The organism is Nocardia acididurans (genome assembly GCF_016741815.1).
Taxonomy (GTDB): Bacteria; Actinomycetota; Actinomycetes; order Mycobacteriales; family Mycobacteriaceae; genus Nocardia; species Nocardia acididurans.
The window spans coordinates 150,167-168,902 of sequence record NZ_JAERRJ010000002.1 but is presented as its reverse complement, the minus strand read 5'-3'; the positions used below and the strand labels follow the sequence as shown (position 1 = coordinate 168,902).

Below are 18,736 nucleotides of genomic sequence, written 5' to 3'. Positions count from 1 at the left end.
GCGCGTGCGCGCGATCGCCGAGGTGGTGTCGGAGTTCGGGGTTCGGGGAGTTGCGCACAACAGCGGCAGAACGGAGTGATTGATGAGTTCATTGGCCACCGATCGTGTCGACCAATGTTCTTCGGGGGAATTCTCGGCTCAACCTTTCGCGCTCTCTCCCGCGCAGTCGGCACTCTGGTACGCCCAACGCATCAGGCCTGACATTCCGCTCACGATCGCGCAGTACGTGGAGATCCACGGCGATCTCGATGTCGGCCGATTGCTCTACGCCATCGAACGATTCGGCTCGGAGTCCGAGGTCGGCCACGTCCGGCTGCTCGAAATCGACGGCGTCCCGCACCAGGTGGTCGACCCCACCTGGCGGCCCGGCTGGGCCCGCATCGACCTGCGCGCGGAACCGGATCCGCGCGCCGCGGCCCTGGCCTGGATGAACGACCACGCCAGCTCGCCCATCGACATCGAGAACGATCCGCTCACCATCAATGTGGTGCTGCGGACGGGTGATTCGGACTGGATCTGGTACACCCGCGGCCACCACATCGTCATCGACGGCTACGGCGCCATGAACGGCACCACCCGCGCCGCCGAGATATATACGGCCCTGGAGAACCGGACCGAGCCGGTGGTCACCCGGGCCACCCCGTTGGCCGCCATCTATGCCGACGAGACGAAATACCGTGAGACCAGCCGCTTCCGCGCCGACGGCGAATACTGGCGCGAGCAGCTCACCGGCGTGGGCGAACCCATCACCCTGTCCAGTCAGGGCCTGGCCGGTTCGGAGACCGAGGCCGGCCGCCGCTGCGCCACCGCCGTGCTCGCCCCCGAGGTGGAAGCCGCCATCCAGGACGCCGCGACCACCTTCGGCAGCAATAGTTCCGCGCTGTTCGTGGCCGCCCTGGCCTGCTACGTCCGCTCGGTCACCGGCACCCAGGACGTGGTGCTGTCCCTGCCCGTCTCCGCGCGCACCACCGTGGCGCTGCGGCGTTCGGGCGGCGTGGTGTCCAATGTGGTGCCCATCCGCGTCCAGTTCGACGGTGCGATGTCGGTGGCCGACACCGTGCGCGCCGTCGAGTTGCAGATCACCGGCGCGCTGCGCCATCAGCGCTACCGCAGCGCCGACATCCGCAGCGACTCCGGCTATTCGCGCGATTCGCGCGGTTTCTTCGGCCCGATGGTCAACCTCATGCTCTTCCACAGCGAGCTGAAGTTCGGCAGCCTGGTCGGCTCCATCAACGTGCTCTCCACCGGCCCGGTGGAGGATCTGTCGATCAACCTCTACAACGGCGTCGGCAACCGCACCCACATCGATTTCGAGGCCAACCCGTCGCTCTACGGCGACGGTGAACTGACCATGCACCACGGCCGGTTCCTCGACTTCCTGCGCCGCTTCGTCAGCGCCGACCCGCAGGCCGCCGTCGGCGATCTGCCCGTGCTCACCGATCTCGAGCGCGAACGCGTGCTGCACGAATGGAATTCGACCCAGGTCGCCAAGCAGGAGGGCACCCTGCCCGGCCTGTTCGCCGACCGCGCCGCCATGTGCCCGAGCCGCACGGCCCTCGAATTCGACGGCGAGACACTGACCTACGCCGCCTTCGACGAGCGCGCCAACCGCCTGGCCCGCGAGCTCATCGCCCGCGGCGCGGGGCCCGACACCGTGGTCGGCCTGGCCATCCGGCGCAGTCTGGACCTGCTCGTCGGCATGTACGCCATCGTGAAGGCGGGCGCGGCCTACCTCCCGCTCGATCCCGATCACCCCGCCGAGCGCATCGAGCAGATCCTGAGCCAGGCGCGGCCGCTGTGCGTACTCACCGCCGGTAGAGACGCGCTCGAACTGCCCGCCGCCGCAGCCCGATTCGATATCGACACCGCGGACCTGTCGCAGCGCTCCGGCCGTCCGGTCACCGACGCCGACCGCCTCGTCCCGCTGCGTGCCGATCACCTGGCCTACGTCATCTTTACCTCCGGCTCCACCGGCAAGCCCAAGGGCGTGGGCGTCAGCCACGCGGCGATCGTGAACCGGCTGCGCTGGATGCAGCACGCCTACCCGCTCGACAGCACCGATGTGGTGCTGCAGAAGACCCCCGCCACCTTCGACGTCTCCGTGTGGGAGTTCTTCTGGCCCTTGCAGATCGGGGCGCGGCTGGTCATCGCCGTGCCGGATGGGCACCGCGATCCCGGCTACCTGGCGCGGGTCATCGCCGAGCAGGCCGTCACCACCGCGCATTTCGTGCCGTCCATGCTGTCGGTCTTCCTCACCGACACCGATGTGCGCGGCTGCACCGGGCTGACCCGCGTCTTCACCTCCGGTGAGGCGCTGCCCGCCGCCACCGTGGCCGAATTCCACGCCGCACTCGGAACCGGTCCGGACGCACCGCAACTGCACAACCTCTACGGCCCCACCGAGGCCGCCGTCGACGTCACCGCCTGGCACTGCACCCCCGGCGCCACGGATGTGCCCATCGGCGCGCCGATCTGGAACACCCGCACCTACGTCCTGGACGCGCGCCTGCAACCGGTCGCCCCCGGCGTCGTGGGTGAGCTCTATCTCGCGGGCGTGCAGCTGGCCCGCGGCTATCTGGGCCGCCCCGGCCTGAGCGCCGACCGTTTCGTCGCCAACCCGTTCACCCCCGGCGCCCGCATGTACCGCACCGGCGATCTGGTGCGCTGGCGCGGCGGCCGCTCCGGCGTGCTGGAATACCTGGGCCGCAGCGACTTCCAGGTCAAGATCCGCGGGCTGCGCATCGAACTCGGCGAGATCGAGGCCGCCCTGCTGGCCGACGAGCGGGTCGCCCGCGCGGTCTGCGTGGCCCATCGCGGCCACGGCGGCGACGAGCTCATCGGCTACGCGGTGGCCGCCCCCGGCGTCGCCGTGCTCGAGGGCGCCGACCTGGCCGCCGGCCTGCGGCATATGCTGCCCAGCTACATGGTGCCGTCGATGATCATGGTGCTCGACGAACTACCGCTCAGCGCCAACGGCAAGGTCGACCGCAAGGCGCTGCCCGATCCCGGTACCGTCACGCGCCGCCCGGCCCGCCCGGCCGTGGAACCGCGCACCGAGGTGGAACGGCAGCTCACCGGTATCTTCGCCGAGGTCCTCGGCGTCGACGGAATCAGCGTGCAGGACAGCTTCTTCGACCTCGGCGGCAACTCGCTCAGCGCCGCGCGGGCCGTGGCACGGGTGAACACCGCGCTCGGCGCGGCCCTCACCATTCGCGATCTGTTCGAATCCGCCACCGTCACCGCACTGGCCGCCCGCCTGGCCACCCCGCAGGCCGAGCACGCCCAGCCGAAACTGCAGGCGGGCACCCGGCCGCAGCATGTTCCGTTGTCGCTGGCCCAGCAGCGGCTGTGGATCCTCAACCGGTTCGCCGAACACGCCGCCGCCTACAACATGCCGCTCGCGGTGGAATTGACCGGGCCCCTGGATATTCCGGCCCTGCGCGCCGGGCTCGTCGACGTACTGGAGCGGCACGAGAGCCTGCGCACCATCTTCCCGGACGGTCCCGAGGGGCCGGGCCAGCGCGTGCACCCGGCCTCGGAGATCCCGCTCACCCTCGATCCCATCGACGCCACCGACGCTGATGTGCTCGCGCTCGCGGGCGAATTCGCGGGCTACGGATTCGATCTGCGCAGCCAGGCCCCGATCCGGGTGGCGCTCTACGCCACCGGGCCCGACCGCCACGTATTCCTGGTGGTGCTGCACCACATCAGCGGCGACGGCTGGTCCATCGCACCGCTGACCCGCGACATCATGACCGCGGTCGCCGCCCGGCACGCGGGTGCGGCCCCGGCGTGGACGCCGCTGCCGGTGCAGTACGCCGATTTCGCGCTGTGGCAGCGGGAACTGCTGGGTGACGAGGCCGACCCGGCCAGTGCGCTGTCCCGGCAGCTGGCCTACTGGCGGGCCGCCCTCGCGGATCTGCCCGATCAACTGGATCTGCCGCTGGATCGCCCGCGCCCGCGGCAGCGCTCCACCGACGGCGGACGGGTGGAATTCCCGATTCCGGCCGAGATCCGCCGCGCCCTCGCCGCCCTGGCGGCCGAGCGCGGGGTCAGCACCTTCATGGTGTTGCACGCGGCGCTCGCGGCATTGCTTGCGCGCCTGTGCAATACGACCGATATCAGCATCGGCACGCCCATCGCCGGGCGCAGCGATCCGGCGCTCGACGATCTGGTCGGCATGTTCGTCAATACGCTCGTGCTGCGCACCCGCGTCGATCCGGCCGCCGGATTCGATCGCATGCTGGCCGAGGTCCGCGACACCGACCTCAACGCCTTCGCCAACGCCGACGTGCCGTTCGAACGGCTCGTGGAGGTCGTGAACCCGGAGCGGTCCGCCGCCCGGCACCCGCTGTTCCAGGTGATGCTGTCCTACGACAGCAGCCCGGAACTGAGCATCGACCTGCCCGGCGTGGACGCCGCCGTGCTGCCCATGGCCGTCGACATCGCCAAGTTCGACCTGCAGCTGACCGTGCACGAACCCGTCGGCGCGGCCGCCGAGGACGCTCCGCTCATGGCCGAGTTCGGCTATGCCGCGGACGTTTTCGACCACGCCACGGTGGAGGCCATCGCCCGCCGCTTCGGCGCGATCCTGTCCGCCGCGGTCGCCGACCCGGCCGTCCCGGTCGGCGATCTGCCGATTCTGGATACCCGCGAGACCGCGAAGCTGGTGCCCATCATGGGCTCCCCGGGCGAACCGTCCATCACCCTGGCGCGCCTGCTCACCGACACCGCCGAACGGGTGCCGGACGCGGTGGCCGTGCGCTACCTCGGCACCGACACCACCTATCGGGAACTCGACGAACGCTCGAACCGGTTGGCGCGCGTGCTCATCGAGCACGGCGCGGGCCCGGAGGTCGTGGTGGCCGTGGCGCTGCCGCGCAGCCTGGAGTCGGTGCTCGCGGTGTGGTCGGTCGCGAAAACCGGTGCGGCCTATGTGCCGATCGACCCGGACTACCCGTCGGATCGCATCGCGCACATGCTCGCCGACTCGGGCGCCATGCTCGGCCTCACCAATGCCGAACGCCGCGGCGATATGCCGGATTGGCCGGGAAGCCGTGGGCGGCACCGCAAGAGCTATGTGGACTGGCTGCTGCTCGGCTCGAAGGAACTGGCCGCGGAATGCGCGCAGTTCCCGCAGACCCCGCTCACCGATGCCGACCGGCACCACCCGCTGCGGGTGTCCGGCCCGGCCTACCTCATCTACACCTCCGGCTCCACCGGCAAACCCAAGGCCGTGGTGGTCACCAATGCGGGCCTGGCCTCCCTCGCCCACGAGCAGATGCATCTGTTCAAGGTCACCGATGCCGCACGCACACTGCACTTCTCGTCGCCGAGCTTCGACGCCTCGGTGCTGGAACTGCTGCTCGGCTTCGCGGCCGGGGCCACCATCGTGGTCGCGCCCGCCGGCATCTTCGGCGGCAGCGAACTCGCCCAGCTGCTGCGCGAGGAACGGGTGACCCATGCCTTCGTCACCCCGGCCGCGCTGGGCACCGTGCCCGCCGACGACCTGCCCGACCTGGAAGCCGTCATCGTCGGCGGCGAGGCCTGCCCGGAGGATCTGGTCCGGGTGTGGACCGATCCCGAATCACGTTCGGCCACTGCATCCGAGTCGCGGCCCGCCGCGGGCGGCGCACGCCGCATGCACAATATGTACGGCCCGTCCGAGGCCACGGTCGCCGCGACGGCCACCGGCCCCATGATCGCGGGCCAGCCGGTGCCCATCGGCCTGCCGGTGCGCGGTATGCGGCTGTTCGTCCTCGACGGCCGTCTGCATCCGGTGCCTCCCGGCGTCGCGGGTGAGCTGTATCTGTCGGGACCGGGCCTCGCACGCGGCTACCTCGGCAGGCACGGACTCACCGCCCAGGCCTTCCCGGCGAATCCGCACGGCCGCAAGGGCGAACGCATGTACCGCACCGGCGATCTCGTGGTTGCCGACGGCGCCGGGCAGCTGCGCTTCCTGGGCCGCGCCGACGATCAGATCAAGATCCGCGGCTTCCGCATCGAACTGCGCGAGATCGACCACGTGCTGAAGTCGCATCCGGGCGTCACCTTCGCGCTCACCGTGGTGCACCACGACGAGCGCGGCATCCCGCGCCTGGTCGCGTATCTGACGGCGGACACCGACCTCGAGACCGCCGCCGTGCTCGACACCGCGCGCGGCCGGCTGCCCGGGTACATGGTGCCCTCGGCGCTCACCGTCCTCGAGAACCTGCCCGTCACCCCGTCCGGCAAACTGGACCGTAAAGCCCTGCCCGCACCGGATTTCGTCTCCGTCGCACCCTCGCGCGCCCCGGAAACCGAGCTGGAGAAGCAGGTCGCACAGGTCTTCGGCGCGGTGCTCGGCACCCCCGTGCACGGCGCGGAGGACAACTTCTTCGAGGTCGGCGGCAACTCGCTGCTGGCCACCCGGCTCACCGCCGCACTGCACACCGAATTCGGGGTGGAGCTGCCGGTGCGGGCCATCTTCGAAGCGCCCACGGTGGCGGGCGTGGCCGCGCGACTGGCGGAAGCGCCCCGGACGCACAGGGCGGCGCTGGCGGTACACACCCCGCGTCCGGAGCGCCTTCCACTGTCACTGCCGCAGCAGCGACTGTGGTTCCTCAACAGATATTCTCCCGAATCCAGCGCCTACAACATTGCTTTCGTGCTGCGGATCGACGGCGATCCGGACGTGGAAGCATTGCGGTCCGCTCTCGCCGACCTGGTGGAGCGGCACGAAGTGCTGCGCACCGTCTTCCCCGAGGACGAGCAGGGGGCTTATCAGCAGGTGCTCGACACCGCCCGTTGCCTGCCGGTGCTCGAGCCCGTCGAATCCGACGACGTGGGCGCGCGCACCGCACTGCGGTCCCTGGCCCGGCGCGGCTTCGACCTCACCCGTGAGATCCCGCTGCGAATGTCGCTGCTGCGCACCGGGAATCGCCGCCACCTGCTCGGCATCGCGCTGCACCACATCGCCGCCGACGGCTGGTCGCTGGGCCCGCTCACCCGCGATCTCGCGGTCGCCTACACCGCCCGCACCGGGGGAGTGGCCCCCACCTGGACGCCACTGCCCGTGCAGTACGCCGACTTCAGCCTGTGGCAGCGCGAATGCCTGGGCCAGGAAAGCGATCCGGAGAGCTCGGCCGCGCTGCAGCTCGCCTACTGGCGGCACGCGCTGGCCGACCTGCCCGAGGAACTGCCGCTGCCCTACGACCGGCCGCGTCCGGTCGAGGCCACCCAGCGAGCCGGTGCGGTGCGCTTCGAGGTGCCCGAGGAGGTGCAGCGCAGGCTCGCCGAAATAGGCCGCGCCCACGGGGTTTCGCTGTTCATGATGGTGCGCTCGGCGCTGGCGGTGCTGCTGCGCGTGGTCACCGGCGGCCGCGACATCGTCATCGGCACCCCCGTGGCCGGACGCGGTGACACCCGCCTGGACGAACTCGTCGGCATGTTCGTCAACACGCTGATCCTGCGCTCGGACGTGGACCCCGACCGCAGCTTCGCCGAACTGCTGCAGGCCGACCGCGACACCGAACTGGCCGCCATGGCGCATGCCGAGGTGCCGTTCGAACGCGTGGTGGAGGAGATCGGCGGCGGCGCGGGCGGGATGCGGCCGCTGCTGCAGGTCGCGCTGACCGTGCAGGACACGCCGCTGCCCGCGCTGCAACTGCCCGGTCTGGCCCTGCAGGCCGAGGAACTCGATATCGCGCTCGCCAAGTTCGATCTCGAACTGCGCGTGCTGCCCGGTGTCGACAGCGCCGACCGGGTCTTCGAATTCGTCTACGCCGCCGAGCTTTTCGAACAGCGGACGGTCCAGACGCTGGCCGACCGGTTGATTCGCGTCTTCGACGCCGTCACCGCCGACCCGCGCGTCCGCATCCGCGATATCGACGCCCGCACCGACGCCGAACGCGAACTGCTCACCCCCGCCTGGGGCCCCGCGCCGGAACCGCAGTGCAGCCTCGCCGCGTACTTCGCCGCCACCGCGCACCTCAACGCCGATCGCATCTTCCTGCGCTCGGGCGAGGCGGAGCTGACCTACCTCGAGGCCGACGTGTACTCGAACCGGTTGGCGCGCGCCCTCATCGGGCGTGGGCTCGGCCCGGGCCACCGGGTCGCCCTCGGACTCTCGCGGTCGGTGGAATCGGTGCTGTCCATGCTGGCGGTCGCCAAATCCGGTGCGGCCTTCGTGCCGGTCGACCCGAACTATCCCGCCGATCGCGTGCGGCACATGCTCACCGACTCCGGTTCCCGGGTCGGCGTCAGCATGAGCGAGCACGCCGGGCGGCTGCACGAGGCGGCCGGCGGCCACGAGATCGAATGGCTGCTGCTCGACGACGCCGAACTCCTCGACGAACTCGAGGTGCTCGACGACGCCCCGCTCACCGACGCCGACCGCACCGCCACGCTGTGGACGGCCGATCTGGCCTACGTCATCTACACCTCGGGCTCCACCGGAAAACCCAAGGGCGTGGCCGTCACCCACGGCGGTCTGTCCAATTTCGCCGACGAGGTGCGCGAGCGCATGCGCGTCGATCGGGATTCGCGCACCATGCACTTCTCCTCGCCCAGCTTCGACGCCGCCATCTTCGATCTGCTGCTGGCCGTCGGTTCCGGCGCGACCATGGTCATCGTGCCGCCCGACATCTACGGCGGCGACGAACTGGCCGCGCTCATGGATCGCGAACAGATCAGCCACACCTTCCTGACCCCGGCCGCGCTGGCCACCATCGACCGCGACACCTGGGCACTGCCGCATCTGCGCGCGGTCACCGTCGGCGGCGAGGCATGCGGACCGGAACTGGTGGCGCGCTGGGCGCCCAGCCGCATGATGTTCAACGGCTACGGGCCCACCGAGACCACCGTCGTGGTCACCATGGCGCTGCTCACGGTGGGGGAGCCGGTCACCATCGGCACCCTGGTGCGCGGTGCGCGGGCGCTGGTCCTCGACGAGCGGCTGCGGCCCGTCCCGGTCGGCGTGCCCGGCGAGCTGTACGTGGGCGGACAGGGTTCGGCGCGTGGCTATTTCGATCGCCTCGGCCTCACCGCCGCCCGCTTCGTGGCCGACCCGTACGGTCCCGAGGGCTCGCGCATGTACCGCACCGGCGACGTGGTGAGGTGGACGGCCAACGGCGAACTGTTCTACCTGGGCCGCAGCGACCACCAGGTGAAGGTGCGCGGCTTCCGCATCGAACTGGGCGAGATCGACGCGGTGCTCACCGCGCACTCCTCGATCCGCTTCGCGCACACCGAGGTTCGCGAGATCGCGGGCACCCCGCGCATCGTGTCCTATGTGCAGCCGACCTCGGCCACGACCACCGGCACCTTCCGGGCCGTCACCGCCGAGGCCGCCGCCGCCATCGCCGCCGCACCCGCGCCCGCCCTGGGCTCGGAGCTGCTGAACAGCGAGGCGCTGCGCGAGCACTGCGCGAAACACCTGCCCGCGCACATGGTTCCGAGCAGCTTCACGGTGCTCGACCGGATCCCGCTGACCCCCGTCGGCAAACTCGACCGCGACGCCCTGCCGCAGCCGCAGCTGGTCGCCGCGGCCATCTCCCGGGATCCGCAGACCGACACCGAGATCCTGGTCGCCGAGGTCATGGGCGATCTGGTCGGGGCGCAATCCCTCGGGGCCGACGACAGCTTCTTCGAGGTCGGCGGAAACTCGCTGCTGGCAACGCAATTGGTGGCCCGTCTGGCCGCCGCCACCGGCGTGCGGCTCGAGGTGCGGTCCGTTTTCGCCGCACCCACGGTGGCCGGGCTCGCCGCCGCGCTCGACACCGGCACCGCCTCGGCCGAACTGCGCCCGGAACCCCGCAAGCGCACCCGCCCCGAGCACACCCCGCTCTCGGCGGCCCAGCGGCGACTGTGGTTCCTGGAGAAGTTCAACGCCTCCGGCGACACCGGGGAAGCCTCCGGCGCGTACAACATTCCGGTGGCGCTGCGCCTGCGCGGCGCACTGAACGTCCCCGCGCTGCGGGCGGCGCTGCACGCGGTCCAGGTCCGGCACGAGACGCTGCGCACCGTCTTCCCCGAGGTGAACGGCGAACCGTACCAGCACGTGCTGGCCCCCGAGGACGCCGTGGCCACCATTCCGCTGCGCACCGTCACCTCCGCCGAGGTGGAGGGTGAGGTGCGGCGGCTCGCGTCCACCGGCTTCGACCTCAGCACCACGGCCCCGCTGCGCGCGGTCCTGCTGCGGCTCACCGACGCCGAGGCCGAGGAGCACATGCTCGTGCTGGTGGTGCACCACATCGCCATGGACGGCTGGTCGCTGCAGCCGCTGGCCGCCGATGTGGCCGCCGCCTACCGGGCGCACAGTGCCGGACGGCAGCCGGAATGGCCCGAACTGCCCATCCAGTACGCCGATTACACGCTGTGGCAGCAGGATGTGCTGGGCCGCGAGGACGATCCGGAATCGGTCATCAGCGGTCAGCTCGACTACTGGCGGCGCGCCCTCGACGGCAGTCCGGAACTGCTCGCCGTGCCGGCCGACCGGCCGCGCCCGCCGGTGCCCAGCTATCGGGGCGGCACCGTGGTGTGCGAGCTCGACGCCTTCACCCATCGCGAATTGCGGGTGCTGGCCGCCGAACACGGCGTCACCATGTTCATGGTGCTGCACGCCGCGCTGGTGGCGCTGCTGCACCGGCTCACCGCCGCCGACGATGTCACCGTGGGCACGCCCATCGCCGGGCGCGGGCATCCCGCCCTCGACCGGATGATCGGCATGTTCGTCGGAACCCTGGTGCTGCGCACCGGCATCGACGGCAACGCCGCCTTCGGCGATCTGCTGCGCGCGGTGCGCGACACCGACCTGGAGGCCTTCGCGCACGCCGACGTCCCGTTCGAGCGGCTCGTCGAGGTGCTCAATCCGGCGCGCTCGCAGGCGCACCACCCGATGTTCCAGGTCATGCTGTCGGTGCAGAACCAGCCGCTGCGCGTGCTCGAACTGCCCGGAATGCGCATCGAAGGAGAGGACGCCGACCCCGGCATCGCCAAGTTCGATCTGCAGTTCACCCTCACCGAATCCTGGACGGGCACACGGGAACCCGACGGCATCAGCGTCGCGGTCAACTACGCTGCCGACCTGTTCGACGAGGACACCGCCCAGCGGCTGGCGCAGCGGTTCGTGCGCCTGCTCGGGGCCGCGGCCGCCAATCCGGCCACCGCCGTGGGCGATCTGGAACTCCTGGACGCCAAGGAGTGGTCGGCGCTCGCACCGGTGCGCGGGGCCGAACCCGGGCTGCCCATCACCTTCCCGGAGGTGTTCGAGGCCGCCGCCAACCTCAACCGGCAGGCCATCGCGGTGCGGTCGGCGGGCACCCAGATCTCCTACGACGCCCTCGACCGGTGGACCAACCGACTGGCGCGCGTCCTGATCAGCTACGGGGTCGGCCCGGAAACCCTGGTCGCCATGGGTATTCCGCGCTCGGCCGAGTCCGTGGCGGTCATGCTGGCCATCGCCAAGGCCGGCGCGGCCTTCGTCCCCGTCGATCCGACCTACCCGGAACAGCGCATCAGCCATATGCTGCTGGATTCCGGTGCGGCCGTGGGCATCACGCTCTCCATGTACCGCGAGCGCATGCCCGACGGGGCCAACTGGACCGTGCTGGACGCGCCGTCGTTCCGGCGGCGGGTGCTCAACACCACGGACGCGCCGATCACCGACGACGAGCGCATCGTGCCGCTGCGCATGGAGAATCCCGCGTACGTGATCTACACGTCCGGCTCCACGGGCATTCCCAAGGGCGTGGTCGTCACGCACGGCGGCCTGTCCAACTTCGCCGCCGAGACCGCGCAGCGCTTCGACGTCGGCCCCGGCTGCCGCATCCTGCATTTCGCCACACCGAGTTTCGACGCCGCCATGCTCGACATCCTGTTCGCGCTCGGCGGCGCGGCCACCCTCGTCATCACCCCGCCCGGGGTGGTCGGCGGTGACGAGCTCGGCCGGGTGTTCCAGGACGAGGGCATCACGCACGCCTTCATCACCACCTCCGCCCTGGGCACCGTCGACCCGACCGGCATCACCGCCATGCGGCACGTGCTGGTCGGCGGCGAGGCGCTGCCGCCGGACCTGGTCACCCGCTGGGCGCCCGGCCGCAAGCTCTACAACGTGTACGGACCCACCGAAACCACCATCGTCACGGTGATTTCGCAGCCCATGACCCCCGGCGGGCACATCACCATCGGCGGGCCCATCCGCGGTGTCGGCGCGAGCGTGCTCGACGGCCGCCTGCACCCGACCCCGGGCGGGGTCACCGGTGAACTGCATCTGGCCGGCGCGGCGCTGGCGCGCGGCTACCTGCGGCGGCCCGGTCTCACCGCGCAGCGGTTCGTGGCCAACCCGTTCGGCAAGCCCGGCGAGCGCATGTACCGCACCGGCGACCTGGTCCGCTGGATCGAAAGGGGCGGGCGCGCACGGGATCTCGAATACGTGGGCCGCACCGACCATCAGGTCAAGATCCGCGGCTTCCGCATCGAACTCGGTGAGATCGACGCGGCGCTGGCCAAGCACGCCGCGGTGGAGTTCGCCACCACCATCGGGCATCGGACCGCCGCCGGAACCACGGCGCTGGTGTCGTATGTGAAGCCGCGCACCGGCACCGCGCCGAGTGTGGCCGAACTGACCGCGCACGTGGCCGAACTGGTGCCGAACTACATGGTGCCGCAGTCGATCATGCTGCTCGACTTCGTGCCGCTGTCCCCGGTGGGCAAGCTGGATCGAAAAGCGCTGCCGGAACCGGTGTTCGCGGCCCGCGAGGGCTACCGTGCGCCGTCCACGCCGGTGGAGGAGGCGCTGTGCACCGCCTTCGCCGACGTGCTCGGCATCGAACAGGTCGGCGCGGACGACGGGTTCTTCGAACTCGGCGGCAACTCGCTGCTCGCCACCAAGGTGGTGGCGCAGCTGCGGACCGCCGGCATCGACCTGCCGGTGCAGGCCATGTTCGGCGACTCCACCCCGGCCGCCATCGCCCGTCGCCTCGCCGACGCCAAGGGCGATGCGGGGGCGGCGCTGGCCGCGGCGCTCGGCCCGATCATTCCGCTGCGCTCGGCGCCGGAATCGACTGTGCCGCCGCTGTTCTGCGTGCATCCGGCCATCGGCCTGGCGTGGTGCTTCGCCGGACTGCTGTCCCAGCTGCCGCACGAGCAGCCGGTGTACGGTCTGCAGGCCCCGCACGTGAACGGCGAGGAGAGCCACAACTCCGTCGCCGACGCCGCGAAAGCCTATGTGGCGGAACTGAAGTCGGTGCAGCCGCACGGGCCGTACCATCTGCTGGGCTGGTCGCTGGGCGGGCTCATCGCCTACGAGATGGCCTGCCAGCTGCAGGACGCGGGTGAAGAGGTCGCGCTGCTCGGGCTCATGGACAGCTTCCAGCTCTCCGACGAACTGCTCGAACACGGTCTCCCGTCGGTCGCCGATATCGTCGGCGAATTCGGCAGCGACCTGCTCGGCGGCGATACCGAGATCGACCCGCGGATGAACCTGCAGGAGGCGGCCGAACTGCTGCGCAACCGGCCCGGACCGTTCGCGGCGCTCACCGTCGAGCATATGCAGCGGCTCTACGTCGGCATGAGCAACGGCGTCATGCTCGCGCACGGCTTCCGGCCCCGCACCTTCCACGGCGACCTGCTCTTCTTCACCGCCGCCGAGGACGAGATCAACCTGGCCCATCCCGACCGCTGCGCGGCGGCCTGGGAACCGCATGTCGAGGGCGCGGTGCACGAACAGCTCGTGCGCTGCCGTCACTCCGGCATGACCACACCCGAATCGCTGTCGGTCATCGGGCCGGTCCTGCGAGACCACCTGGCGGCCAACGCAACTCGCCACGAGGGGGAGGAAAGCCGATGAGTCTCGCGGTGGAGGTCGCCGGTCTGGTCAAGTACTACGGCAAAGTCCGGGTACTCGACGGGATCGACCTCGAGATCCCGTCCGGCACGGTCATGGGGTTACTCGGGCCCAACGGCGCGGGCAAGACCACGACGGTGCGCATCGTCACCACGCTGCTACGCCCGAGCTCCGGCACCGTCCGGGTGGCGGGGGTGGACGTACTGAAGGAGCCGGCGCGCGCCCGCACCCGGCTCGGCCTGTCCGGGCAGTACGCGGCGGTGGACGCCAACCTGTCCGGCTTCGAGAACCTGCGCATGGTGGCCCGGCTCTACGGCATGACGCCGAAACGAGCCACCGACCGCGCCGACGAACTGCTCAGCGCCCTCGGCCTCGAACATGCGGCCGGGCGGCGGGCGGGCACCTACTCCGGCGGTATGGCCCGGCGACTCGACCTCGCCGGGGCACTGGTCTGCCGTCCGCCGGTGGTGGTGCTCGACGAGCCGACCACCGGCCTCGACCCGCGCGGCCGCCTCGACATGTGGCGGGTCATCGGCGAACTCGTCGACGACGGCACCACCGTGCTGCTCACCACCCAGTACCTCGAGGAGGCCGACCTCCTCGCCGACCGCATCACCGTCATCGACCGCGGGCGGGTCATCGCCCGCGGCTCGGCCGACGAACTCAAGACCTCCATCGGCGGCGACAAACTCACCGTCACCCTCGCCACCGGCCAGGACCCCACACCCGCTCTGCAGGTGCTGTCCGGCATCGGCATCGGCGAACCCGGCGTCGACGCCGACCAGATCACCATTGTCGTCGGCGACGGCACCCGCACCATGGTCGAAGCGCTGCGCCGCCTCGACGACGCCGGTGTCTGCGTGGTCGACGCCGAAGTGCATCGCCCCTCGCTCGACGACGTATTCCTTTCCCTCACCGGCAAACCCGGCGAACGCAAGAAGCCGGAGCCCGCGCCCGCCGAACTGCAAGAGGAGATCCTGTCGTGACGACCGCACCCGCCGCCGACACCGCCGCGCAGGCTCCGGCGGCGGAAGCCCACGGACGCCACCGCGCGACCGACGGCCCCTGGATGGTGCTACCGCGCGTGATCCGCGACAGCGCCATCGTGGCCTACCGCAACCTGCTCACCATCCTGCGCGTGCCCACCCTGCTGGTGACCGCCACCATCCAGCCGCTCATGTTCGTGTTCCTGTTCGCCTACATCTTCGGCGCGTCACTGGGCGGCAGTCAGTACCGGGAGTTCCTGCTCGCCGGAATCTTCACGCAGACAGTCGCTTTCAACGCGGCGTTCACCACGGTCGGCCTGGCCAATGATCTGCACAAGGGCATCATCGACCGAATGCGGACGCTGCCCATGTCGCGGCTGGCGGTGCTCATGGGCCGCACGCTGTCCGACACCGTGGTGAATATTCTCGCGCTGGCCGTCATGGTGGCGTGCGGCTATGTGGTCGGCTGGCGCATCAACGGCTCCATCGCCGACGCCGTGCTCGCCTTCGCGGTGATTCTGCTGTTCGCCTTCGCCATGTCCTGGGTCGGTGCGATCACCGGCCTCATGTCGCCCAGCGTCGAGGTGGCCCAGAGTGCCGGTCTCATCTGGCTTTTCCCGCTGACCTTCATCTCCTCGGCCTTCATCTCCGGCGAGTCACTGCCCGGCCCGCTGCGCGCCATCGCCGAATGGAATCCCATCACGGCGGTCTCGGCGGCGGGTCGCAAACTCTTCGACAATGATTCGCCGCCCACCTTCACCCTCGCGGACGGCTGGCCCGCTGAGCACTGTGTCGAGTACGCGATCCTGTGCTCGCTCGGTATCCTGCTCGTGGCGGTCCCGCTGGCCCTGCTGCAGTACCGGAAGGTTGCCAGCCACTAGACCGTTTTCACGGCTAACGAACGGGTTGGTAGGTTCGGTCCGTGAGCGGAGTGAGCGAAGCGGCCCTGACCGACGACCCGACGGTGCTCGACCGAGCCGTCATCGAGCCGTATTTCCGGACGCTCGAACCCGCCGACGACGGGTTCGAGCGTTTCCTCGCGACCGAGTCGACCGTCAGCGTGTGGGCTCCCACCATGCAGCACGGCGCACCCCCGTCCGCGCTGCTGGCCCGTGCCGTCGAACGCTGCGCGCCGCGTGCGGGCACCCGCATCGGCCGCCTCACCATGGAGATCCTCGGCCCGATCCCGGTCTCCGAGATCGAGGTCCGCGCCTGGATCGAACGCCCCGGCAAACGAGTCGAGATGGTCGCCGCCGAACTTGCGGCCCGCCAGCCCGACGGCACCCGCCGCGTGGTCGCCACCGCCCGCGCCTGGCGCATCGCCAACTCCGATACCGCCGCCGTCGCCCTCGCCGCCGACGCGCCCCTGCCCACCCACCCGGAGGATTCGGCCGCGCCGTCGCCGATCCCGCCCGCCTGGAACGTCGGCTACGTGAAGACGGTGGAGCTGAAGGCCGTTCACGGCGGCCGCCGAGTCTGGGTCCGCCCGCTCACCACCGTCGTCGACGACGAACCGATGACCCCCCTCGTCCGCGCCCTGGCCGTCGCCGACATCGCGAACGGCATTGGTGCCCAACTGGACCCGGCCCACTACACCTTCCTCAACACCGACCTCACCGTCGACCTCTACCGCGCCCCCGAGGGCGACTGGATCGGCCTCGACGTCGGCACCTCCATCGGCCCCGACGGCCTCGGCCTGTGCTCGGCCGTCCTCTTCGACGAGCAAGGCGCGATCGGCCGCTCCCTGCAAACCCTCGAAGTCCGCCCCCGCGACTGAGCAGCGCGAGACCTCCTGACCCGGCGTGGTCCCCAGCCTTGTCTCGACAGGGCCACCCCTTCATGGCCGCAGGGGCCCTCGTCCGGGGGGCTGCGGCGGTCTCCACCTTCCCCGCGAACAACGAGGCCCCCTCACCAGGGTGAGGGGGCCTCGATCGTTCGGGGCGGCTACCCGCTAGCCGCGGCGGCGGGTCTTCAGCAGCTCCATGCGCTCCTGGAGCAGCTCTTCCAGCTCCTCCTTGCTGCGGCGCTCGAGCAGCATGTCCCAGTGGGTGCGCGGGGGCTTGACCTTCTTGGGCTCCTGCGTGGTGCCCTCGATGAGGATGCCCTCCTGGCCGTTGCGGCACAGCCAGGTCGGCGGGATCTCGGCGTCGTCCGCGAACGGCACGTCGAATTCCTCGCCGTTGTCCGTGCGGTACCGCGCCACCCGACGCGGCGCCAGGTCGTGGTCGCGGTCGGTCTCGTAGCTCACCGCTCCGAGCCGACTGCCCCGGAGTACGCGATCTGCCATGAGTGCGGTCCCTTCTCGCCTGTCGGCAACGTTCTACTCAATGTGTACGTATGCATACCAACGCACATACGTACGCTTCGGTTCCCGTGGGGAGAACCCAGCCATTCTACGCTGTGTCCAATTCGCCCTGCGCTTCGCTCCGGGCAAGGTTCGCGGCCCTGCTAGCCCGGTCTTCCCTCCTCCGTTCCCCCGCTGCGCTCCTCCGCTCCGTCAGTCCAGACCGGGCCGGGCCGCGAACTGGCGGGTTTCGGCGTGCCACGTGTACTCGACTGTGGGGCACTGGCTATCGTTTCGGGTCATGCAGCGCCGCCTGTCCTCGTGCTCCTGGTGTGGAAGGGAGATCGCCGAATCGGAGATCGGACGCCGTCGGCGGTACTGCCGGCAGTCGTGCCGTCAGCGCGCCTACGAACATCGAAACAGCGTGAAGGGCACCGGTATTCCGGAGGATGCCGTGGTGCTCAGCGCGCAGGAGGTGGCGGATCTGTCCGACCGCTGGTTCGCGGCCCGGTGTGCGGCGGAGGATGTGGCCACCGCCGTCGCCGAGGGGGCGGACGCGATCGAATTGACCGAACTCACCGCGACATTGGTGAAGCTGACACGGGACGCGGAGCGGCTGCGCTGATTTCGGAGTCGGCGCTCGTGCCCGCGTCGGTGAGGCTGGGCACGAGCGCGGCGCGTCCGCGCACCGCGTAGACGAGTCCGAATCCGGCCGCCACGAAGGCGGCCACCGCCGCGAGCGCGCCCAGCGTGGCGGCATCCGGTGCGGTCACGGCCTGTCCGCGCAGCGCCTGCCAGAACGTGATGGCGAGCAGCCCGCTGTAGCCCAGGGCCAGCACCCAGATCAGGTCGGCGCGGGCGCGCTCACCGCGCAGCCACGGCACCCGGGGCGCGAACCAGGCCAGCGCGAACGACGCCAGAATCAGGATCTGGATGCCGTGCAGGCCGAGGAAGTGCGCGATCCGCATATCGCCGCCATTGGTGCTCCAGTGCGTGACCGGCATGGTGTCCACACCGTCGCGCAGCGCGGGCTGCCCCTCGACCACGGTGTGCCCGGCCACCAGATCCACCGGCTTGCCGTACGCGTCGGTCGCCTGCTGCTTGCCGGTGAACCCCATGAAGTATCCGAGGAACATACCCGCCACCGCGATCCCGAGCCCGGCGTGAATGGCCCGCGAGGTCGGCCGGTCGGTGATCTTCTGCCATGAAAGCACCAGGGCGATCACCAGATTCGCCAGGAACAAGCCGGGCACGCCGGACTGGAAGATCTGCTGCCCGATGGTGTTGACCGCATCCTCGGAGTCATTGAAATGACTGAACGTGCCGCGCGCCGCCTGCACCACGATGAACCCAACGTCCACGATCGCGGTCAGCGAGAAGATCGCCCCCATCCACCAGGTGAGCCGTTTTCCCTTGTGCGGGAACGACAGTAGCCAGGCCAGCGTCCCGGCGTACAGCGTGAAGGCGATGGCGAACTTCATCGGCTTGAGCCACACCGATTCGTTCAACAGCATCCGGTCGTCGAATGCCATGGCGAACACACAGAATACGGTCAGAACGGCCATGAGAACCGTGGTCATGAGCAGCGGCCGGTGCAGCCGCCCGGCGGCAGGGGTGCGAGACGCGGTGGTCATGGCAGCG

7 protein-coding genes are annotated in these 18,736 nt (G+C 70.3%); 5 read left to right on the top strand and 2 right to left on the bottom strand.

All coding sequences use genetic code 11. The features are described 5' to 3' along the window. Positions 1 to 82: 82 nt before the first annotated feature. The 4 genes from JK358_RS05165 (at position 83) to JK358_RS05150 (ending at position 16,588) form a co-directional block, all read left to right on the top strand. A complete protein-coding gene (locus JK358_RS05165) occupies positions 83 to 13,828 on the top strand; it encodes a non-ribosomal peptide synthetase (RefSeq protein ID WP_201944222.1) in 13,746 nt (4,581 codons plus the stop codon). After that, on the top strand, positions 13,825 to 14,811 hold the full coding sequence (locus JK358_RS05160; RefSeq protein ID WP_201944219.1) for an ATP-binding cassette domain-containing protein: 987 nt from the start codon (positions 13,825 to 13,827) through the stop codon (positions 14,809 to 14,811). Before JK358_RS05165 ends, JK358_RS05160 begins: the two co-directional genes overlap by 4 nt. Before the next feature lie 83 nt (positions 14,812 to 14,894). Beyond that, a complete protein-coding gene (locus JK358_RS05155; RefSeq protein WP_232850890.1) occupies positions 14,895 to 15,692 on the top strand; it encodes an ABC transporter permease in 798 nt (265 codons plus the stop codon). A 41-nt stretch (positions 15,693 to 15,733) separates the two neighbouring features. Further along, entirely contained in the window at positions 15,734 to 16,588 is an 855-nt protein-coding gene (locus tag JK358_RS05150) for a thioesterase family protein (protein WP_307817309.1), read from the top strand. 174 nt (positions 16,589 to 16,762) lie between these two features. Here JK358_RS05150 and JK358_RS05145 read toward each other — a convergent pair whose 3' ends face one another. Next, on the bottom strand, positions 16,763 to 17,098 hold the full coding sequence (locus JK358_RS05145) for an RNA polymerase-binding protein RbpA (RefSeq protein WP_201944214.1): 336 nt from the start codon (positions 17,096 to 17,098) through the stop codon (positions 16,763 to 16,765). A gap of 298 nt (positions 17,099 to 17,396) precedes the next feature. On the opposite strand from JK358_RS05145, the gene JK358_RS05140 reads away from it, so the two are divergent. Beyond that, entirely contained in the window at positions 17,397 to 17,720 is a 324-nt protein-coding gene (locus JK358_RS05140) for a hypothetical protein (RefSeq protein WP_201944211.1), read from the top strand. Here JK358_RS05140 and JK358_RS05135 read toward each other — a convergent pair. Beyond that, positions 17,671 to 18,729: a hypothetical protein gene (locus JK358_RS05135; protein ID WP_201944209.1), complete on the bottom strand. Its 1,059-nt coding sequence runs from the start codon at positions 18,727 to 18,729 to the stop codon at positions 17,671 to 17,673. The two genes, JK358_RS05140 and JK358_RS05135, sit on opposite strands and share 50 nt — an antisense overlap. Between the last annotated feature and the right edge of the window lie 7 nt (positions 18,730 to 18,736).

Bases quoted from the DNA above. Each gene is read 5' to 3' on its own strand.
- JK358_RS05155 (WP_232850890.1), top strand. From the start codon at position 14,895: ATGGTGCTACCGCGCGTGATCCGCGACAGCGCCATCGTGGCCTACCGC.
- JK358_RS05135 (WP_201944209.1), bottom strand. From the start codon at position 18,729: ATGACCACCGCGTCTCGCACCCCTGCCGCCGGGCGGCTGCACCGGCCG.
- JK358_RS05145 (WP_201944214.1), bottom strand. From the start codon at position 17,098: ATGGCAGATCGCGTACTCCGGGGCAGTCGGCTCGGAGCGGTGAGCTAC.
- JK358_RS05165 (WP_201944222.1), top strand. From the start codon at position 83: ATGAGTTCATTGGCCACCGATCGTGTCGACCAATGTTCTTCGGGGGAA.
- JK358_RS05140 (WP_201944211.1), top strand. From the start codon at position 17,397: ATGCAGCGCCGCCTGTCCTCGTGCTCCTGGTGTGGAAGGGAGATCGCC.
- JK358_RS05160 (WP_201944219.1), top strand. From the start codon at position 13,825: ATGAGTCTCGCGGTGGAGGTCGCCGGTCTGGTCAAGTACTACGGCAAA.